The following is a 19176-nucleotide window of genomic DNA, read 5'->3' as shown; positions in this document are numbered from 1 at the left end:
GGCCGTGCCGTTGGTCACGACGCCGACCAGGTTGCCGCGCGAAGTGTACTTCTGCGCGTCGAGCGGCTCGGCATGGATCGCCTCGCACGCGGCGGCCACGCCCGGCGAATACGCGAGCGAAAGATCGAGCTGGTTGGAGAGCGGTTTGGTCGGCGTGACCGAGATCTTGCCGGGCTTCGGATTCTGGTGATAAGCGAGCGCGCTGCGCTTCAGGGATCCCGGAACACCAGCCGGCGCACCCCGAGATAGGTCATCATGGAGGATCAGTACGAGTCAGGCGAACGCAGCTTCATTCGATAGGCTCATACGGCAAACCCACGTAGTTTTCCGCTATCGTCCTGAGTCCGGCCTCGGAGGTGGTGTAGTAGTCGTAGTCGGTGCGCTGCATGCGCTTGTCGAAAGCGTCGCGCTCAGAGAACTCGTGCAACAGGTTCGTCATGAACCACGAGAAACGTTCTGCCTTCCACACGCGGCGCAGCGCGATCTGCGAATACTTTTCCAGTAGATCGGTGCGGCCGTCGCGGTACACGCGATTCAGGATGCGGTATAGCGTGCTCACGTCGCTCGCCGCGAGATTCAGGCCCTTCGCGCCGGTCGGCGGCACGATATGCGCCGCGTCTCCAACGAGAAACAGCTTGCCGTACTGCATCGGCTCGACCACATAGCTGCGCAGCGGCGCGATGCTCTTCTCAAGCGACGGTCCGGTCACCACCTTCTCCGCCACGTCTTGCGGCAGACGCGTTTTCAGCTCTTCCCAGAAGCGCTCGTCGGACCAGTCCTCGACCTTCTCGGTCAAAGGCACTTGCAGATAGTAACGGCTGCGCGCCGTCGAACGTTGGCTGCACAGGACAAAGCCGCGCTCGTGATGCGCATAGATGAGTTCGTGATTGACGGGTGGCGTGTCGGACAGCAAGCCGAGCCAGCCAAACGGATAGACGCGCTCGTAGTGCGTGAGCACTTCCGCAGGGATCGTCTTGCGCGAAACGCCATGAAAACCGTCGCAGCCGGCGATGTAATCGCAATCCAGACGACAGGTCTCGCCGTTCTTCTCGAACGTCACGTAGGGCGTTTCGCCCTTCACGTCGTGCAACTGAACGTTGGCGGCTTCGTAAATCGTGGTTGCGCCACTCGCCTCGCGCGCCGCCATCAAGTCGCGCGTCACTTCGGTCTGGCCGTACACCAGCACCGACGAGCCGCCCGTGAGTTGCTTCAGGTCGATGCGGTCTCGTCGCCCACCGAACACGAGTTCGATGCCGTCGTGAACCAGGCCTTCCGCATCCATGCGCTCGCTCACGCCCGCTTCGCGCAACAGGTCGACCATGCCCTGTTCAAGCACGCCAGCGCGGATTCGGCCGAGCACGTATTCGCCGCTCTGGCGTTCGAGAATGACGTTGTCGATGCCCGCCTTGTGCAGCAACTGTCCCAAAAGCAGGCCGGACGGTCCGGCAACGATGATCGCTACCCTGGTCTTCATGACCGATGTCTCCTGTATTCCTCTGCACCGTGGACTTGCTGCTTCTCTCTTCGAGCCCAAATAATTGACGCCACGGTTGAATTGCATTTTTCTCGAAATTCTGAGCGCTGTTAATACAATTTTCCCGATTAAAATTGGACTTTTCGAAAGTCCCATGTGGAGCGGCAAAACGGTGACGACACCATGAAGCACCCCGCGCAACACGGTATTCCCGTCTTCAAGTTATACGGCGAAGGGCCCGACTGGAGCACACTTGATTTGCTGCACTGCGAGTCGATCCCCGAGCGAAGCAGCCTGCACGACTGGGAAATCCGCAGCCATCGGCATGCGGACCTCGCGCAGGTCCTGTACGTCCAGAAAGGCGTCGCCCAACTCGAAATAGAGGGTGAAATGACGCGGATCGACACGCCCTCGGTCCAGGTCGTCCCGCCGATGTGCGTGCATGGCTTCCGGTTCTCTCCGGAAGTGGACGGTTTCGTGATTACAATCGCCGCGCCGCTGATGGACTGGCTCCAGCAGCAAATCGACGCGCCACGTCGCGTTCTGGAGCACCCCGGCTGCTATCCGGTAGGCAATGACCGGCTCTACCTGAACCACCCTGTGCAGCCAGTTGAACCAGGAATACGGGCTCCCTGCGCCATCACGTGACCTGATGCTTCGGTCGCTGGTGAGCGCACTCGTCGTCTGGGTCAGTCGCCAGGACCAGCAAGGCGAGGAACGGGGCGAACCCGGCGATCGCGGCCACGCGCTTCTGAGGGCTTTCTCGGGCCTGATCGAAAAACATTACAGGGAGCATTTGCCAATCAGCCGCTACGCTGAACATCTGGGCGTGACGCCGGTGTACCTGAACATGATTTGCCAGCGCATCGCAGGTAAAAGCGCGCTCGCGCTCGTTCACCAGCGGCTGCTGCTCGAGGCGAAGCGCAGCCTCACCTATACCTCGCTCAATATCAATCAGGTCTCCGATTTTTTGGGTTTCACAGAGCCAGCGTATTTCACACGGTTCTTCAAGAGATTCACTGGCGTTACACCCAATACCTTTCGCAAGCGAAGATGATTTCCCTGCAGGCAGCATCCGACGGACGCCGAGGATCGCAGGGACACTCCGCCCGAAACGTCGAGAGAAAGCTCTAATCCCGGGATGATCGCAACCAGCAGTTGGACGACGAGGCGAAGCCGCTATCGTTCAGAAGCCCACCCGTCACGCAGCGTTCCGCGCAACACGTCGCCTGCCCGCCAGGTCGCCTCGTTCACACGCGTCATTTGCGACCGGGAATACTCGTCCTGCTTGAGCAGAAGCAGATTCCCGTTCGCGCCAGTCTCATCCCGGCACGTCAGCTGAGCGGTGTAGCGGAATCAGCCCACCCTCACTGCTGTCCCTGTTTCTTTACTTCTGCAGCCAGAGTGGCATGATCAGGTTGAACCACACGCGGGTTTCTCGCCCGGTGTAGTTCGTTTCGGCCAGGTCTCGCGTGACCTTTAATTGCAGTGTCCCTCTGGGCAGTTGATAGCCGATCAGACCACCCGCCGCAAATTGCCCCTGACGCTCATATCCGGAAACCGGAGAGCTCAGATCGCGCGATCCGAAGGCTACGGCACCAAACTCCCATTTCCCGATGTGCTTAAGCGCCGTCAGATCGTAATTGGCCCATTGGGGCGCGGCGTTTTCTCCGAGCTCGCTGCCGTGTTTGCCCGTGCCATAGATCCCGGTGACGTCGGCTTCCCACCCGAAGCGTTCATAGGTGAGCGCCGCGATCTGCATAAAGGAATAGAAGTTCCGCGTCACGCCTAACGCAGTCAGGTCATTGCGAACTGGCAGGAATACCCCGCTCTGGACGCCCCCGGAAAACCCGCCGCCCAGATTCCACTTGAGCTGCGCATCGACATACGTGTTGCCGACCCCCGTATAACTGTGATAGCCCTTCACGTCGACGTTGGCGACGGCCGTCACGGTATCCAGCAGGAATCGGCCGCCCGCTACCGTCCATGGAGTGGACCAGATCAGCCAGGCGGGAATGCCAACACCCACGCCAACAGTCGGGTCGCTTCCCCGCCATCCGTAATTGCCTTGAGTGACCGAATAGATACCCGGAGGCAGCGGCAAGCCCAGAGGCAGGCCCGTCGAAATTCCGGGGAGCAACTGGGAACTCGCATGCGCATCCGGCAAGCCAGCGAGGACCAGCAACACACCAGCAAAAATCTTCGTCGTTTTGGTACGCAAATTCATTTTCTCCTCCATTCCCTTGCAACTTCGTGCTATCAAATTTTTCTTGAGGTTCACCTTCAACCTCCATATATTCTTTTGCATTCCTTATCTTTAATGTCATCCCGAGTATTGCTGACCTCCTCCGCGAAACGGCTAATTGCGGTAGACGATCTCCCTGTCCGATACGATCATTCAGACCTTCGCCGCCGCAAAATGGCACCGACGGCAACAGCCGCCAGCTTGCCTTCAAACTGGTGCACCACTCCGCTCAATGCCAAGCGTGCGTACCAAGGGTGTCAGGCAAACTCGAGTTATCGCTCGTTTACGTAAATATATTTACCTATATTAGATGATGGACTCTACCCATGCAAGCTGACACCACACCAGGACAATCCATAACATGCCTGAAAAATTGCCATGACGAAGAACACTGCAGCCATATCCGTGCAGAGATGCAATTACATTTATGTAAAGTAATTTACTAAAACAGGCATTCAACGACGGAACGGAGCTTGACTACCCAGCAATAAGCTCTCTCCGGGGCGGACTCGCTGGCCGAGCCGGCATGAAACGGTCCAAAATGAACGCACTGTGCAAACCATGCCTGCCGGGATGCCCGGGGCCGCCAGGACTATTCCTTCGACGCTCCATTCGCTTTGGGAGACTTTTGAGAACCGGTAGACGTCACGATGAGCAGGGCCGTCCTGGCATCAGTCGAACCGTCCGCGCGCAAACGCCGGTTCGGGCGAATTTCGCGGGTGGGTGGCATCACATGTGCATCACCCTCGCTGACAACCTCACCCTCTCCTTGCATATCGTTATGAGCACCACGCGGCGCTGGTCCGGAATCGGCTTTTTGGTTGTCATCGCAGGGAGCGTGGTATCGCCGGGCGCAGTGGCGCCCTGAAACGAAGGCTCTATCCCGGATCTTCGTGGGGCATGTAACCGGCCATCAATGGCCGCTGAGATCACGACCGCCGTCAGCTTCCCGTGCACAATCTGGCTCGTGAACCGCGTGGTTCGCGCGAAGTCTTCATCGATGTGACCGCGTTATTCTCGCCCTTTGGCGACGATGGCGCGCCCACCTCGATTTCTGCAAAAACATATCCTTCGAGACCGGCGATGGGCTTCGGGAATATTCGCTATACATGCATCATCCATGGCGGTATCGAAGCCGTGCAGATGATCCTCAAGGCACCGATGGTCTTACTCCCTGAACCGCGGCACTCTTGTTCATAGTGGAAGTATCTCGGACTGTAACCTTATTGCGAAACAACCCCGATCCGATCGCATCAGTAACGCCCTCTGCGCGCGCGCACTTCGGAACGTTGACAGTGCGCATTTGGCCCTTGCGCGCTGAGCTTAGTACGCGGCAGGGTGTTTGAGCGTGCTCCGGGGCATGCAGCAAAAGCTCGATTGTAACGGGTGCATCAACGATAGCGGCAGGTCACTGGCGTTCGGCACTACGTACGACCGGTCGCGATCAAGTGAGCCGGAACGCGTGCACGGCCCGCTCAAGCGCATCGGTCTGCTGGTGCATGCTCGTGGCGGCAGCGGCGATCTGCTCGACGAGCGCCGCATTTTGCTGCGTCATCTCGTCCATATGGCTAACCGCACGGTTAACCTCCGCGATACCCGTGCTCTGCTCCGCACTGGCTTGACTGATCTCAGCCATCAGCCCCGCCACGCTTCGAATCGAACTTAGAATCTGCTCCATATTCTTGCCCGCATGGTCAACCAGTTCTCCACCATCGTCGATCCTCCCAACTGCGCGCCCGATCAACACCTTGATCTCTCCAGCGGCGGTGGCGCTACGCTGTGCCAGCACACGTACCTCCTGCGCTACCACCGCGAAACCGCGGCCCTCCGCACCTGCGCGAGCCGCCTCCACCGCTGCGTTCAAGGCAAGAATGTTAGTCTGGAACGCAATCGCCTCAATCGTGCCGACGATAGCAGACATATGACGCGAAGCTTCGCGGATTTCCTGCATGGTCCTGACCGTACGCTCCATCAGTTGCGCGCCATCACCAGCCAACTGCGCCGTCGATTGCACAAACTCGTGAGCCTCATGTGCGTTGTCGGCATTGTTGCGCACAGTCGACGTCAGTTCGTCTACAGCAGCGGCAGTCTGCTCCAGAGATCCGGCCTGCGCCTCGGTTCGCGCCGAAAGATCGTTATTGCCCGAAGCGATCTGCCTGGCTGCCACGCTCAGGCTTCCGGTCGCCTCGCGCACCCTGCCCACGAGCGAAGCAAGCCCCGTACTAATGCCATTCTGTGCGTCGAACATACCCCCCACTTCGTCGCCACGCGTCACCGCCAGTTGCTTCGAAAGATCACCTGAAGCGATCCGATGCGCGGCGTCAGCGGCCTGGCGCAGGGACCGTGTGACCAGCATCTCGCCAAGCGTGTACGACACCGTGCCAAGCACCGCACCAACGCCGAGGCTGCTGAGACACGCCACTGGACCCAGCCAAGGCGTGCCGCTCAGGGTAGACAGCAGAAAATCGCGCGCGAGCAGTAGCAACGACGCGCCACCAGCAATACTGAGCCCGAGCTTCTCAGAGAGCGTGGCCATGCGGATATGGTCCACATCGACACCTACCGCGAAAGCGCCAATCAGCACGTCCCGGCCGTCAAAAATCGGCCGGTAGACAGCGATGTACTTACGGCCCGAAACCACGGTATGGCCATAAAAAGATTGGCCTGCCATGGTGGCGGCGTAGGACGGGTGCGAGCGGTCCAGCAGACCTCCCACGCCGCGCTCGCCTTTCGCATTCGTGATATTGGTGGCCACGCGAACGAGATCGCCCTCGGCAAGCACCAGGATCGAGGCGATGCCGCGGCCAGTTCTGGCGCCCCAATCATCCATCGGCCGGTGATCCAGCGTCACGAGGCGCAAACCACTCATCAACGCGGGCGTCATACGCCCCCCTAACTCGATCTGGCGGCTCGCGTCGAGCGAGAAATCTCCAGGATAACTCGTATCCAGCAGCGCAAAGAGCCGACGCACATGTCCCTTAAATGAACGAAAGCGAATCATTGGTATCCCTTTTTATCGGCTGATGTTCTTTTCGAAGCATGTGTCAATGAGATCTGCCGGCGACAAAAATCCCCTCGCGTAATGCAGTACGCGACCGACCTTTCTGCTCAGTCAGTCTGCGCTGGCGCCAAACCCGTCCTTGCCAACGCCCTGCGCAATGCCGGCCGTTGCCTCTAGCCAGTCCGCGCATTCCTGCGCCATCGACAGCCCAACTCCGCCGTATTCCTCAGGGATAGCCAGGCCAAAGAGGCCTATTGCCTTCATATCCTCGACGACGTCAGCTGGAACCTCATCGTTTTCTTCCACGCCATCCTCGGCCGGCACCAGGCGTCCCGCAATAAAGCGCTGAATCGATGCCATCAGCAATTGAAAGGACGCTTGATCGATTGCCATAATGTCACTCCAGGCGCGCCATTCGATTAATGCGCCCGATCAGCGATGCCTGAAATCGGCTGGACGTTTGTCGAGAAATGCGTTCATGCCTTCGCGCGCATCCTCGCTGGCGAAGCGGCTGTGAAGCTGGCGACGTTCAAACAACATGCCCTCAGTGAGCGAGGCTTCGAACGCCCGATTGACCGATTCCTTTATTGCCATCAAGGCCGGAGCCGAATAACCCGCCAGCGTCTGTGCCAGCGCCAGACTTTCGTCGCGCAAGGATTCTGCCGGCACCACGCGCGATACGAGACCGCTGCGCTCCGCTTCGTCCGCACTCATGGTGCGCCCGCTCATGCACATATCCATCGCCTTGGCCTTGCCGATCGCACGCGGCAGCCGCTGCGTACCACCTGCGCCAGGCAACAACGCGAGCTTGATTTCAGGTAGTGCGAAGCGCGCGTTGTCGGCGGCAATCAAAATGTCGCATGCCAGCGCGAGTTCGCAGCCGCCGCCCATTGCAATACCTGACACGGCGGCGATCACGGGCTTGCGTACCTGGCGGATGGTCTCCCAGTTGCGCGTGATGAAATTGCTCGCGTACACATCCATGTATGACCAGCTCGCCATCGCAACGATGTCGGCTCCGGCTGCGAAAACCTTCTCGTTGCCGGTGATCACGATCGCGCCGATCCCCTCGTCGCGGTCGAATGCCAGCAGTGCGTCGCCAAGCGCGTCCATCAGTGCATCGTTGAAGGCGTTCATCTGCTTCGGACGATTCAGCCTGATTACGCCTACGCGGCCAATGCGTTCAATCAGTACCGGTTGCTCTTGCATGAGATTCGTCGTGTTCATCGGGTATCGTCTCCGGCTTCGGAACTATTCCTTTCCATCCCGAACAATCTCGCGTAGCCGAAACTTCTGCACCTTGCCCGAGGGCGTTTTCGGCATCGAGTCGAGTAACAGCAAACGCTCGGGAATGTATTGCAGGGCCACCTTGTTCGCTTTCAGGAAGTCGACGATAGCCGGCATATCGAGGTTTGCGCCGGGCTTTTGCACCACGACGGCGCAGGCACGCTCGCCGAGCCGCGGGTCCGGATAGGCCACGATTGCGACGTCGCTGATCTGCGGGTGGCAGTACAGCAACGCCTCGATCTCAACCACAGGAATGTTTTCGCCCCCACGGATAATCACATCCTTACTGCGGCCCGCTATGCGTAGATAGCCGCTTGCGTCCATGTAGGCCATGTCGCCGGTGTCGAACCAGCCTTCGGCATCGACGCCGTTCAGGTGGGGACGGTTCAGGTAGCCAGCGAAGCCCGAACTGGAACGCACAAACAAACGCCCCGTTGCGCCCTGCGCGGCAGGCTGGTCATCCTGGTCGAGCACCTTCAACTCGGTGCCAGGCAGTGGCGTGCCATCAGTGTTAAACGAGCGTTCGTCTGGGTCATCGAGGCGGGTCAGTGTCACCGCCCCTAATTCAGTCATGCCCCACGCCGATACGACCTTGGCGCCAAGCGCGGTGCGCGCCTTCTCGACCAGCGGCCCCGGGATCGGCGCGCCCGCACACAGGAACGTGCGCAGGCTCGGCACTCCACTGCGCTGTTCGGCGACGGTTGCGGCGAGGTCGGTCAGGAACGCGGTCGAGGCCATCGTAAACGTGACCCGTTCCTCGTTGATCAGGCGCATCGCCAGTTTGGGGTCCCAGACGTCCTGCAGTACCGCGTGGGCGCGCAGCATGACCGGCATCATGAGCCCGTACATGAAACCGGTCTGGTGTGCCATCGGCGAAGCCATGAGGATCACATCGTCCGGGTTCAGGCGCATCGCCTGCGCGTAAGGAACGATGTTCGACATCAGCGTGTTCGCCGTGTGCATCACGCCCTTGGGCTCGCCCGTCGTTCCGGAGGTGTAGAGGAGTTGCGTGACGTCGTCCGGGCCGGGCCGCGTGGCGCCCAGCACGCGTTGCGCGTCGGGTCCGGCTTCCCACGCGGGCGTGGACAGCAAGGCCTCGAAGCTGTGCGGCGCGGGGCAGCCGCCCTGCCCGGCACCGATCACTACCACGTGCTCGAGATCGGGCAGATGCGTTCGCAACCCGTCGAGCATCTGCTCGTAGTCGAAATTGCGGTAGCGCTTCTGGACAATCATCACCTTGCTGCCGGCGTGCGTGAGCATGAATGTCAGTTCGCGCTCGCGAAAGATCGGCATCAGCGGGTTGGCGACCGCACCAATGCGCGAGCATGCGAGATACAGCAACGTGAACTGCCAGCAGTTGGGCAACTGCATCGACACCACGTCATCACGCCCCACACCCAGCCGCGCGAGTCCGACCGCAATGCGGTCCGCCATGCGTGCCATTTCGCGATAGGTGAACTGCGTGTGTGCGCCGCTTTCGGCGCACACCGCGCTCAACGCGACCTGGTCCGGGCAGGCGGCGAGCGCCTCGTCCAGGGCATCGTTGATCGTGCGCTCAGGCCACCAGCCCTTGGCGATACTCGGCGCGCGGCGAGGCCCGATCAGTACGGGATCGAACTTCATGCCATGTCTCCAGGTTTTTTGTAGAGGATTCGCTGCGCCGGCTATCAGTTGGGAACGGCGTCGCGACCGGCATTGGTGCGCGCGATGATGGTCTTCATGATCTGGGCGGTGCCGTCGCCGATCTGGAAGCCGAGCACGTCGCGCAGGCGCTGTTCCATCAGGCCGCGGTCGTAACCGCCGTGCCCGAACGACAGCAGGCATTGGTGAATAACGTCGTACGCCAGTTTCGGCCCCCACCACTTGCACATCGCTGCCTCGGCCGTATGCGGCAGATGGCGATCCTTGAGCCACAATGTCTGCAGACACAGCAGACGCGCGGCCTCGACCTGGGTTTCATATTCGGCGAGCGGATGCGAGACGCCCTGGAACGCCGAGAGCGGCTTGCCGAACGCTTCGCGCTGCGCCACGTACTCCCAGGTTTCTTCGAGACTGGCCTTGGCCACAGCCAGCACCTGCAGGCCAATCAGCGCGCGCGAGAAGTCGAAGCCCTGCATCACCTGCACAAAGCCCTTGCCTTCGTCGCCGAGCAAATGGTCGACGGGCACACGCACGTTCTCGAAGAAAATCGAACCGCGACCAATCGCACGCTGGCCGTGACAGTCGAAGCGGTTGCGCGTAATGCCCGGGAGGTCCATCGGCACGAGCAGCGCGGAAACCCCGCGTGCGCCTTGCTCAACGGTGCCGCTGCGCGCGAACACCACGGCGGCATCAGCCTGATCGGCGGCCGAAATCGAGGTCTTCTCGCCGTTCAGCACGTATTCGTTCCCCACGCGCTCCATCTTCAAGCGCAGGTTGGCCGCGTCGGAGCCGCCGCGCGGCTCGGTCAGCGCGATCGCAAAAAGCGCGTCGCCCTGGATCAGCCGTTCGAGCCAGGGCCTGGCCACTTCCGGCCGGGCATGGTGGGCAAGAATCTGGCCGTTGAGCGAGGCCAGCAGGTTGATATACGAGAGGCTCAGGTCCGCACGCGCGATTTCCTCATGAATCACGCCCGCAGCGAGACAACCCAGCCCCTGGCCGCCGAACTGTTCCGGCAGTTCAGGAGCAATAAAACCCATTGCCCCCATCTGGCGCATGATCGCGCGATCGAGCACGCGAGTCTTGTCGCGCTCGAGAAAGCCCGGGGCCACCACTTCCCGGGCAAAGCGGCGGGCATGCTCGCCCAGGGCCATCAAGTCGTCATCGAGATAGGGATTCAAGGTTTGCTTCCTGGAGATAGCGGGTCCGCAACGAGGTGCAAGTCAGTCTGGGCATCGGACACTTCGTGATTACTTCGCGTACTTGCGAAACTCGGGCTTGCGCTTCTCCTGGAAGGCCTTCACGCCCTCTTTCGACTCTTCGGTGTCGTAGTAGAGCTTGAGCGCGTACATGCCCATGCCGGCGATGCCCGCCTGATGCGCGGTATCCATGTTGAACGAGCGCTTGGCGATGGCGATGGCCGTCGGGCTCTTCTCCATGATTTCGTCGCACCACTTCTGCACTTCGGCGTCGAGCTGGTCGTGCGGCACGACGGCATTCACCAGGCCCATTGCGAGCGCCTCGGCCGCCGGATAGCGGCGGCACAGATACCAGATCTCGCGTGCCTTCTTCTCGCCGACCACACGGGCGAGAAACGCCGTGCCGTAACCAGGGTCGACCGAGCCCACCTTCGGGCCGGCCTGCGCGAACACGGCCTTTTCTGACGCGATGGTGAAATCGCAGATCGTGCACAGCACATTGCCGCCGCCCACCGCGTAGCCCTGCACACGCGCAATCACGGGCTTGGGCACATCGCGAATCGCCGTGTGCAGCTCCTCCATCGGCAGGCCGATCGTGCCGCGCCCGTCATACTGCCCCGAGTGCGCGGACTGATCGCCGCCCGTGCAGAACGCCTTGTCGCCCGCACCCGCCAGCACGATCACGCCGACCTCGCGGTCATAGCCCGCCTTGTAAATCGCATGGATCAGCTCGTCGCACGTGCGGCCACGAAACGCGTTCATCCTGTCGGGGCGATTGATGGTGATCCATGCCGCGCCGTTGCGGACTTCGTAGAGAATGTCTTCGTAATTCATGATCGGATACCTTTGCGGTTTCGTCGTCGATATAGAGGAACGCTGAAGGCGCCTCAGCCCGCCATGGTGAGGCCGCCTGATACGCTCAGCACCTGCCCTGTGATGAATTTCGCGTCGTCGCTGGCGAAGAAGACGATGGCGCCCGGTAAATCATCGGGCTGGCCGATGCGGCCAAGCGGAATGGAACGCTGGAAGGCCTCCATAAGCTTTTCCGGATTACCGGCGCCCTCCTTGTATTCGGCAAATAGCGCGGTGTCGGTCGGACCCGGACACACCACGTTGACGGTGATGCCATGACGCGCATGCTCGCGCGCGATGGTTTTCGAAAACGACACCAGACCACCCTTGCACGCTGCGTACACGGCCTCGCCCGATGAGCCGACCCGTGCCGCATCCGAAGCGATGTTCACGATGCGGCCGCTCTTGCGCGCCGCCATACCCGGCAGGACCGCGTGATGCAGATGCAGCGCGCCGGTCAGGTTGATCGCAATGAGCTTTTCCCATTGCGCCGGCTCGGTCTTCACGAACGGGCGGAACACGTCCCAGCCGGCGTTGTTGACCAGCACTTCGATCGGACCCAGCTTCCTCTCAGCCTCGGCCACCGCCGCATCGACTTCGGCGCGGTTGGTGATGTCGCACCGGATGGCTTCGGCCGCCCCGCCGGCGGCGCGGATCGCCTCACAGACCTTTTCCGCCGCGTCGAGCGACAGATCGAAAATCGCGACCTTTGCCCCCTCGGACGCGAAGCGCCGGCACGTGGCGCCGCCAATGCCGCCGCCGCCACCCGTCACAATGACCGTTTTACCTTCCAGCTTTCCCATGATGAGTCTCCGCGTTTTGTCAGGGTAGTATGGGGTTTCGATTGGCTTGCGCCCCGCGCACAATTTAAGTAAATATATTGACGTATACTAGGCGGTACGCACACGGTATATCAAGAGCAAACCAACTAGGGGAAACCCGTGACAAACGCGAAAAATAAGGTGAATGCAGCGAAGCTTGATCTGGCTAACCGGCTATTCTTCAGACTGTATCAATGCAGCAATATGCTGCATAAGACAGGTACACGGGCCGTGGAGGATGAAGGCTTGACCACGCAACAGTGGGCGGTGCTCGGCGCGCTCTCGCGCGAGGAAAGCGCGGGCGGTATGAGCGTAGGAGACCTGGCACGCTACCTGATGGTGAGCCGGCAGAATCTGTCGGGGCTGATCAGTCGCATGGAGCGCGACGGGAATCTGACGACCGGCGCGGACGAGCGCGACCGCCGATCGCGGCTCGTGCGTATGAGCGCCTCGGGGCGGCAACTCTGGCTGCAACAGGCAATACCGAAAATCAATATGTACTATGACGACGTGCTCACCGACTTCTCGGTGGAGGACGTCACGCATGCGCTGCATTACCTGCTCAAGCTGCTGGACAACATGAAACGCATCGATGAAGCAACACGTGCCGGGAATGCCGTGGAAGATGATTGAAGCGCCGCAGAACTGCTGCCTCACTCGGAACTGCCGCCAGATTCCGTTATCTGAAGCTCACCGGTAAAGCAAGCGTAGTTTGTTGATAAATTGAATGGATACTTGATAAGAGATCGAAATCGTGTCGAGAGCCCCAGAGATTTAGCCACGCCCCCTATGCAATTGACGGCGTCATTCCGATCGTTGACCCGAGTGCCCACGTTCAACCACCGTTAGCGACACAATGCTTTCGCTTGTGGTCGCGAAGGGGTTTCATGAGCCGGCTTTTGCGCAACGAAAACATTCATGGACACCTCAAACGCCACCACAAAGACTCGCTCGCGAGTGTCGTGGCAACCATGGAGGCTATCGCTGCGGATAGTGGCGCATCTGCAGCGACGGATGGCTGAATTCGGGATTAAGCCCGAGGACATCGCTACCCCTATAGCCGCTGACCAGGAGCGACTGCGAGCAGTACGTTACAGGGACGCCTTCGGACACACATGGGAGGGCAAGGGAACCCCGCCGCAGTGGGTTGTTCAAGCGACCAGCGCCGGGCAGTCGCTCGAACACTTCTCGATTGGCGCGGAGCCCCCAAGAGAGTCCACGAAGCGCGACGGCGTGGACTGGCGTGACGACCCATTTGCCGGAACGAGATTGGCCAGCAATAAGGTTGAGCATCTCCGAGCAGCCTGAAAGCTTCGCAGATGACAGTGAACTCTGCTTTCGCATCACCTTCTGAGCACAGGACGTGCTCGTTCCGCAAAATGCAACGAAGCCCCAACCACGTGCATCCGGAGGCCAGGGTCTGAACCTGTCGCGCCAGTTCCCCGACCTGTGCGCGCTCCTGCTCGTTGGCCGGCGTCACATGCACCGCGAGCAGTTGACTCAACGTGTCCACGGCCATAGGCACCTTGCTGCCTTTTTTGCGTTTGTACCCGTCATAGCCAGCGCGCGGACCGCTTTCGCACGTCGACTGCAACGTACGGCCATCGAGAATGACCGCGCTGGGTTGACCTCGACGGTCCTGCGCAACACGGATAATCGAACGCAGGTCGCTCGCCATGGCCTCGAAACAACCCGCCTGAATCCAGCGTTGCGTTTGCTGGTAGACCAATTCCCACGGTGGAAAGTCATTGGGCAACAAACGCCACGGTGCGCCAGCGCGAACGATCCAGCGCAGCGCGTTAAACATCTCGCGCAATTCATAGCGGCGCTGCGGAGCGTCCTGGCTCATCAAGCTCAGATAAGGCGCAGCGAAATACCACTCTTCATCCGATACATCCGTCGGGTAGGGTCTGCGTTTTGTCATCCCGCCAGGATGATCTGGTCTGGTGCGTAGTTCCTAACACGCTCTAGACGGTCATGTGACCTGTGACCGGGTTTGACAGATGGTAGATAACCGAATTTTTGCCCAGAAATCGTCGAAAAATAGCCTCACTCTCCATATGAATCATATCGGCCACTCGACCTGACTTTAACGCCCCGCGCGTGTCTTTTCGAGACGCACTCGCGGAAAACAGGGTGCAGGCCGCTCCAGTACCGAAGTCCAAGTGTCTTTTTCCAACCTCGCCTTGCCCGGACGAAATAGCGTGCTATGGCGGAGCGGCTTCGACGGCATCGCGGCAATACATAACGAATCTTGCTGCTTCATGCGGTTCTTGCGACGAAGCGTCAATCTCCCCGCAACGCCGCCACAAAGAAGCTCTGCGCTGGACCACGCCAGGAGCCTCGGCAAAAAAATCGGCAATAAATACGCAATTGCGCATGTTTCAAGTTGGCCCTTCAGCGGCAACGCGGCACATTTATGTCGCGCTACGCACGACACCGATCCGCAGCGGCCGCCTCGCTCCTCCCAGCGGTATCTCTGCGCCGGACATCACCCAGTCAAGGATGACAACCGTGAACCAGCTCGCGCAGCCGTTCGCCGGCTCGCAAAGCGAATGCGGCGGCTGGCTTCCTACGAGGTCGAGGTCGCCTGGGCTGCCGTCGCACTGGGCCTCCCGGCCGCGCGAGTCCGGCTGCCACATTATGCAGATCGCGTCAGCCTGGCCGCTACGCGCCATTGAACCGCCAAAGGAAACATCGACATGAAAGCACACGACAACCGCACGCTACCCTCGGAAGTCTTGATCGTCGGCGCGGGTCCGGTCGGACTCGCGCTGGCCGTCGAACTGCGACTACGGGGCATCGACGTGCAGGTCATCGACGGCATCAGAGACATCGGCCACTGGTGGACGCGCGCGATGAACATGAACAAGCGCACGATGGAACACATGCGTCGCTGGGGACTTTCCGAGCGGCTTAAGGCCATCAATTACGTGCCGCGAGGCTGGCCATCGAACGTTGCGCTAATCGAGCGGCACGGTGGCAGGCAGATTGCCTGCGCTCGCGCCGAGGGGCTTGGCTGGGGCCGTACGTTGCCCGACGCGTCCGAAGACGCGCTCTGGGTCGCGCAAGGTCAGGTCCAGCAGGTACTGCTCGAACACGCACGCAAACTCGGCGCGCGCGTAACTTTCGATGCATGCGCGACTGAATTGCTGTGCAACGCGGACGGCACGGTGCAAGTCTTCGGCCGGACGACGGTGGGTTCGCGCACCTGGCACGCGCGCTACGTGGTCGGTTGCGATGGCAGCCACAGCTTCGTGCGCACGGCAGTTGGCATTGCCTGTGGAGGTGCCGGACCGCTATCACGCCAAATCTCAATCTTCTTTCGCGCGCCGAATCTGCTGGACGCCATGCGCAGCCACGGTATCGCCGATTCAGTGATGTATTTTTGCGCCGATACCGTAACGCCCGGTACCTCGCGTCTGATTTGTGGCGATCGCTGGGAGTTTACATATCGACCGCCCCAACCGGTTGACGAATCGCGCTTCGATCCCCATCCCGTCTTGCGCAACCTGCTCGGCTCCGATTGTCACTACACACTCGAGCGCGTCTATCCGTTTTCCTACGCAGAGCAAATCGCCGCGGAGCTGCGAGCGGGCCCGGTGTTTCTGGCTGGCGACGCAGCGCACACGATCCCTCCGCTCGGCGGTCACAATCTGAATCTCGGTTTCGGCGACGCCGTCAATCTCGGCTGGAAGCTCGCACATGTGCTGCGCGGCTGGGCCGGCGATGCGCTGCTCGACAGCTTCGGCCGCGAGCGCCTCCCGATGATTGCGCGTACCGCACACGAGGCCCGGCAGAACTATGAACGACTGCATGCGACATTCGCGCGGCTGGCGACCTGGATGACACTACGTGCCGACGACGACCGCAATCGCCTCGGTGAGGCGATTGCGCGCGACCTCGAACCGCAGTGGCGCTCCGATGGCACGGTTCTGGACCAGCGCTACGAGGATTCGCCGGTCATTGCGGCAGAAAGCACGCGCGCGCCACCGTACGATCCCACCCGCTATCAGGGCGCTGCTTTGCCTGGCCATCGAGCGCCGATGTATCGCGACACGTTCGGCACACCGCTTTACGATCGCCTCGGTGCGGAATACACGCTGCTCGATGTGGCAACCGACCGCGAACCCGGCCTCTTGTTGCACAGGCGACTGTGTAAGCACATACCCGTTTCATACCTGCACTTGCCTGAACCCGCGCTGCGCGAGCGCTACGGGGCCCATTTCACGCTGATCCGCCCGGACCAGCACATCGCATGGCGCGCCGATACCGCCCCCCTCGACATCGAAGCGCTCGTTACGCACATTACCGGCCACCCGTCTCCCGACCAGCGGAGGTCCGCATGACCCGGACCCTCACTATCCGCGGCGTACGCTATGCGTTCGACGAGACAGGCAGTGGCCCACTCGTACTGTTCGGACATGGACTCTTCTTCGACCGCGAGATGTTTCGGGCTCAATCCGATGCGTTGAGCGGCACGAACCGCTGCGTTCGCATTGATTGGCCCGGCCACGGCCAGAGCGGCTGGCTAGCGGATGGTTGGCGCATCGACGACCTCGTCGACGATACCTTGGCGCTCATCGATGCACTCGGCGAACAGCGCGTAATACTCGTGGGCCTGAGCCAGGGCGCGGCAGTCTTTACGCGGACGGCCCTCGCGGCACCCCACCGAGTGCGCGCGCTCGTCATCATGAACTCGACACCGCTGCGCCCTGTCGACTCCGTTCGCGCGGGCATGCTCGAAAACTCGGCCGAACTCTCGACTGGCGACGAGGCCCGCATCGAGGCGGTATTTCGCCGGGTTGCCGGTCGCATGTTCTGTGCGCATACGCGCGAACATCATCGTGAACTCGTCGAGCAGGCGCTCGTCCGGTTTCGACGCCACCCTGTCGAAGGTCTGGCACATGCGGTCAAGCTCGGCCTCAGCTACGAATCGATCGTCGAACGCCTTGACGAGCTCACGATGCCGGTCGGGGTAATTTGGGGTGCCGACGACCCGATTTCGACGCTCGACATCGCCGACCTGTACACACGCAAATCATGCAACGCGCAACGCCATTTGATTGCACATGCGGGCCATTGCGCACCGCTCGAACAACCAGTCGCTGTGAACACAGCGCTCATCACCTTCCTGCACGGGCTTCACGAGGCATCGCACTGCTGAGTCCGCTTCCTTCCAATAAGGAGATTTTTAAATGAGTCTTACGCCCAACAGCCCGCGCCATCGAATGCCATTCGTCTTCGGACCCAGCGCCGGCCCCCGGCAAGGGCCGGCCGGCGAGCGTTACGACATGAGTCACGCAAGGCGCACTGTGGCCTCGGTTAGCTTTCTGACCGAGGCGCGGTTGCTGGAAACGCTGCTCCCGCCTGCTTGTGAGCTCGACGGAGAGCCCGTCGTCACCATCGAGCACGCCGTGTTGCACGCCCTCGAATGGCTCGCCGGACGCGACTACGCGATGCTCAGTGTGAAGTTCCCGGTTCGCTATCGCGGCAGGCGCGAGACCGTGCGCGGCCCCTTCTTGAGCGTAGTTTGGGAGAACCGGGTGGAGCCGATCCTGACCGGACGCGAGGAGCTCGGTTTCGCAAAGCTATATTGCGAACTGCCGCGCGCTCGCGAGCTGCGCGATGCACGCCATTATTGCGCGCAGTGGGACGGCCATACGTTCATGAAGATGACCCTCGACAAGCTCGTCGCTGCCGCACCGCCGCAGGGCACCACGTACGACGGTCTTCTTCACCATCGCTATCAACCCAGCCTGCGGTCCGTGGGCGCCGCTGCGATCGACGAGATGGTGATTTCACCCGCTGGTGGCGTCGACCTTCGTTACGAGTCGTTCGAGTTCGCGACCGGGTCAGTCGAATTCATCGAATCGACCTGGGAGCAAATACCGACGATGTTCCATATCGTCAACAGCCTTGCAGCGCTGCCTTTGGTCGAAGTGCGCAGATCGTCACTCGCTCGTACCTTGGGTGCGACCGATCTGGCCAATCAGCGTGCGCTCGAGTGACTCGAGCGACCTGCGTGGCGAGCGCGACGCAGGAGAATTTCGTAGCCGGGTTGGACGTCGCGGTGGACCTGGCGGTCGGAATCTCAGTCTCGGGATCCATGTGCGGCGCGCGAGCATGGACGACCTCGAGCGCTATATTGATTGGGCGGTGTCCGTGGTGCTGTCCGCGCCCGGCCGTGACGCGGCCACCTGCCGGCCGGGCGTCGAACTCTCAACACGGAATCGACGCCCCTACGGCTGAGTATTACGCCGTCACACGTTGGTGGCCTGAAAAGACACCTGCCGCCATCCATCGGGGCCGCGACGCCAAACCTGGGTCGTCATAATCGACATCGGAATGCGGCGCGCCGTTGCACGCAGTTGCACAGTTTGTTGCAGGTGCCCCGTTGCAATTGCCACGTCCGCATAGACGCGCACGTTGAGGTCCTTTCGCTCTACACTGAGAAAGTCAATCTCCTCTTCGACGGCGTGCAGATAAGCGTCGCGCCCATCTAACTTGCCATTGGCGTGCACGTGCACGAGATCGTCGGCTACGAGTTCCCGGAGCACATCAAAATCGCGCTCGACCAATGCCCGGCAGCGCACGTTCTCGAGCCGAGCGATATCCCGCATTACTGCTTCGTCGTTCATCTTGTCATCCTTGTGAGT

General features: G+C 60.9%; 18 protein-coding genes and 2 pseudogenes. 8 read left to right on the top strand and 12 right to left on the bottom strand.

The window, feature by feature from the left end:
- A pseudogene (locus U5775_RS30730) lies at positions 1 to 213 on the bottom strand (hypothetical protein); the annotation flags it as partial.
- Positions 214 to 289: 76 nt separating this feature from the next.
- Entirely contained in the window at positions 290 to 1474 is a 1185-nt protein-coding gene (pobA, locus tag U5775_RS30725) for a 4-hydroxybenzoate 3-monooxygenase (protein ID WP_322061891.1), read from the bottom strand.
- Between the two features lie 183 nt (positions 1475 to 1657).
- On the opposite strand from pobA, the gene U5775_RS30720 reads away from it, so the two are divergent.
- A complete protein-coding gene (locus tag U5775_RS30720) occupies positions 1658 to 2122 on the top strand; it encodes an AraC family ligand binding domain-containing protein (RefSeq protein WP_322061890.1) in 465 nt (154 codons plus the stop codon).
- Positions 2123 to 2126: 4 nt separating this feature from the next.
- The gene (locus U5775_RS30715; protein WP_322061889.1) at positions 2127 to 2531 is read left to right on the top strand and encodes a helix-turn-helix domain-containing protein; all 405 of its coding nucleotides are present in this window, start codon (positions 2127 to 2129) and stop codon (positions 2529 to 2531) included.
- A gap of 330 nt (positions 2532 to 2861) precedes the next feature.
- On the opposite strand, the gene U5775_RS30710 is transcribed toward U5775_RS30715, so the two are convergent.
- From U5775_RS30710 to badH, 8 genes are all read right to left on the bottom strand, one after another.
- Positions 2862 to 3755 (bottom strand): transporter, encoded by an 894-nt coding sequence (locus U5775_RS30710; RefSeq protein ID WP_322061888.1) that lies wholly within the window; start codon positions 3753 to 3755, stop codon positions 2862 to 2864.
- 1408 nt (positions 3756 to 5163) lie between these two features.
- A complete protein-coding gene (locus U5775_RS30705) occupies positions 5164 to 6720 on the bottom strand; it encodes a methyl-accepting chemotaxis protein (RefSeq protein ID WP_322061887.1) in 1557 nt (518 codons plus the stop codon).
- A gap of 111 nt (positions 6721 to 6831) precedes the next feature.
- Positions 6832 to 7113, bottom strand: a complete 282-nt coding sequence (locus tag U5775_RS30700) for an acyl-CoA dehydrogenase family protein (RefSeq protein WP_415913689.1) — start codon at positions 7111 to 7113, stop codon at positions 6832 to 6834.
- A 39-nt stretch (positions 7114 to 7152) separates the two neighbouring features.
- A complete protein-coding gene (locus U5775_RS30695) occupies positions 7153 to 7929 on the bottom strand; it encodes an enoyl-CoA hydratase (protein ID WP_322061893.1) in 777 nt (258 codons plus the stop codon).
- Positions 7930 to 7971: 42 nt separating this feature from the next.
- The gene (gene aliA / locus U5775_RS30690) at positions 7972 to 9630 is read right to left on the bottom strand and encodes a cyclohexanecarboxylate-CoA ligase (protein WP_322061886.1); all 1659 of its coding nucleotides are present in this window, start codon (positions 9628 to 9630) and stop codon (positions 7972 to 7974) included.
- A gap of 44 nt (positions 9631 to 9674) precedes the next feature.
- On the bottom strand, positions 9675 to 10826 hold the full coding sequence (aliB, locus tag U5775_RS30685) for a cyclohexanecarboxyl-CoA dehydrogenase (RefSeq protein WP_322061885.1): 1152 nt from the start codon (positions 10824 to 10826) through the stop codon (positions 9675 to 9677).
- 69 nt (positions 10827 to 10895) lie between these two features.
- Positions 10896 to 11678 (bottom strand): 2-ketocyclohexanecarboxyl-CoA hydrolase, encoded by a 783-nt coding sequence (badI, locus tag U5775_RS30680; RefSeq protein ID WP_322061884.1) that lies wholly within the window; start codon positions 11676 to 11678, stop codon positions 10896 to 10898.
- 53 nt (positions 11679 to 11731) lie between these two features.
- Positions 11732 to 12499: a 2-hydroxycyclohexanecarboxyl-CoA dehydrogenase gene (gene badH / locus U5775_RS30675; RefSeq protein WP_322061883.1), complete on the bottom strand. Its 768-nt coding sequence runs from the start codon at positions 12497 to 12499 to the stop codon at positions 11732 to 11734.
- A 222-nt stretch (positions 12500 to 12721) separates the two neighbouring features.
- Between badH and U5775_RS30670 the strand changes: the two genes are divergently transcribed.
- Both U5775_RS30670 and U5775_RS30665 read left to right on the top strand, forming a co-directional pair.
- The gene (locus tag U5775_RS30670; protein WP_322061892.1) at positions 12722 to 13150 is read left to right on the top strand and encodes a MarR family transcriptional regulator; all 429 of its coding nucleotides are present in this window, start codon (positions 12722 to 12724) and stop codon (positions 13148 to 13150) included.
- 285 nt (positions 13151 to 13435) lie between these two features.
- A complete protein-coding gene (locus tag U5775_RS30665; protein WP_322061882.1) occupies positions 13436 to 13825 on the top strand; it encodes an H-NS family nucleoid-associated regulatory protein in 390 nt (129 codons plus the stop codon).
- A gap of 112 nt (positions 13826 to 13937) precedes the next feature.
- On the opposite strand, the pseudogene U5775_RS30660 reads toward U5775_RS30665, so the two are convergent.
- Positions 13938 to 14441 (bottom strand): annotated as a pseudogene (locus tag U5775_RS30660) (transposase); the annotation flags it as partial.
- Between the two features lie 778 nt (positions 14442 to 15219).
- Here U5775_RS30660 and U5775_RS30655 point away from each other — a divergent pair.
- The 4 genes from U5775_RS30655 to U5775_RS30640 all read left to right on the top strand — a co-directional run bounded on the left by U5775_RS30655 (position 15220) and on the right by U5775_RS30640 (position 18769).
- Positions 15220 to 16866 (top strand): FAD-dependent monooxygenase, encoded by a 1647-nt coding sequence (locus tag U5775_RS30655; RefSeq protein ID WP_322061881.1) that lies wholly within the window; start codon positions 15220 to 15222, stop codon positions 16864 to 16866.
- Positions 16863 to 17684 (top strand): alpha/beta hydrolase, encoded by an 822-nt coding sequence (locus tag U5775_RS30650; RefSeq protein WP_322061880.1) that lies wholly within the window; start codon positions 16863 to 16865, stop codon positions 17682 to 17684. The genes U5775_RS30655 and U5775_RS30650 overlap by 4 nt, the downstream gene beginning before the upstream one ends.
- Positions 17685 to 17715: 31 nt before the next feature.
- A complete protein-coding gene (locus tag U5775_RS30645; RefSeq protein ID WP_322061879.1) occupies positions 17716 to 18528 on the top strand; it encodes an acetoacetate decarboxylase family protein in 813 nt (270 codons plus the stop codon).
- Between the two features lie 115 nt (positions 18529 to 18643).
- Positions 18644 to 18769, top strand: coding sequence for a hypothetical protein (locus U5775_RS30640; RefSeq protein ID WP_322061878.1), 126 nt, complete (start codon positions 18644 to 18646; stop codon positions 18767 to 18769).
- Positions 18770 to 18780: 11 nt separating this feature from the next.
- On the opposite strand, the gene U5775_RS30635 is transcribed toward U5775_RS30640, so the two are convergent.
- Complete coding sequence (locus U5775_RS30635; RefSeq protein WP_322061877.1) at positions 18781 to 19158, bottom strand: nuclear transport factor 2 family protein; 378 nt, start codon at positions 19156 to 19158, stop codon at positions 18781 to 18783.
- Positions 19159 to 19176 lie beyond the last annotated feature (18 nt).

The organism is Paraburkholderia sp. J63 (assembly GCF_905220245.1).
Classification (GTDB): domain Bacteria; phylum Pseudomonadota; class Gammaproteobacteria; order Burkholderiales; family Burkholderiaceae; genus Paraburkholderia.
This window is presented reverse-complemented; position numbering and strand designations above follow the sequence as displayed.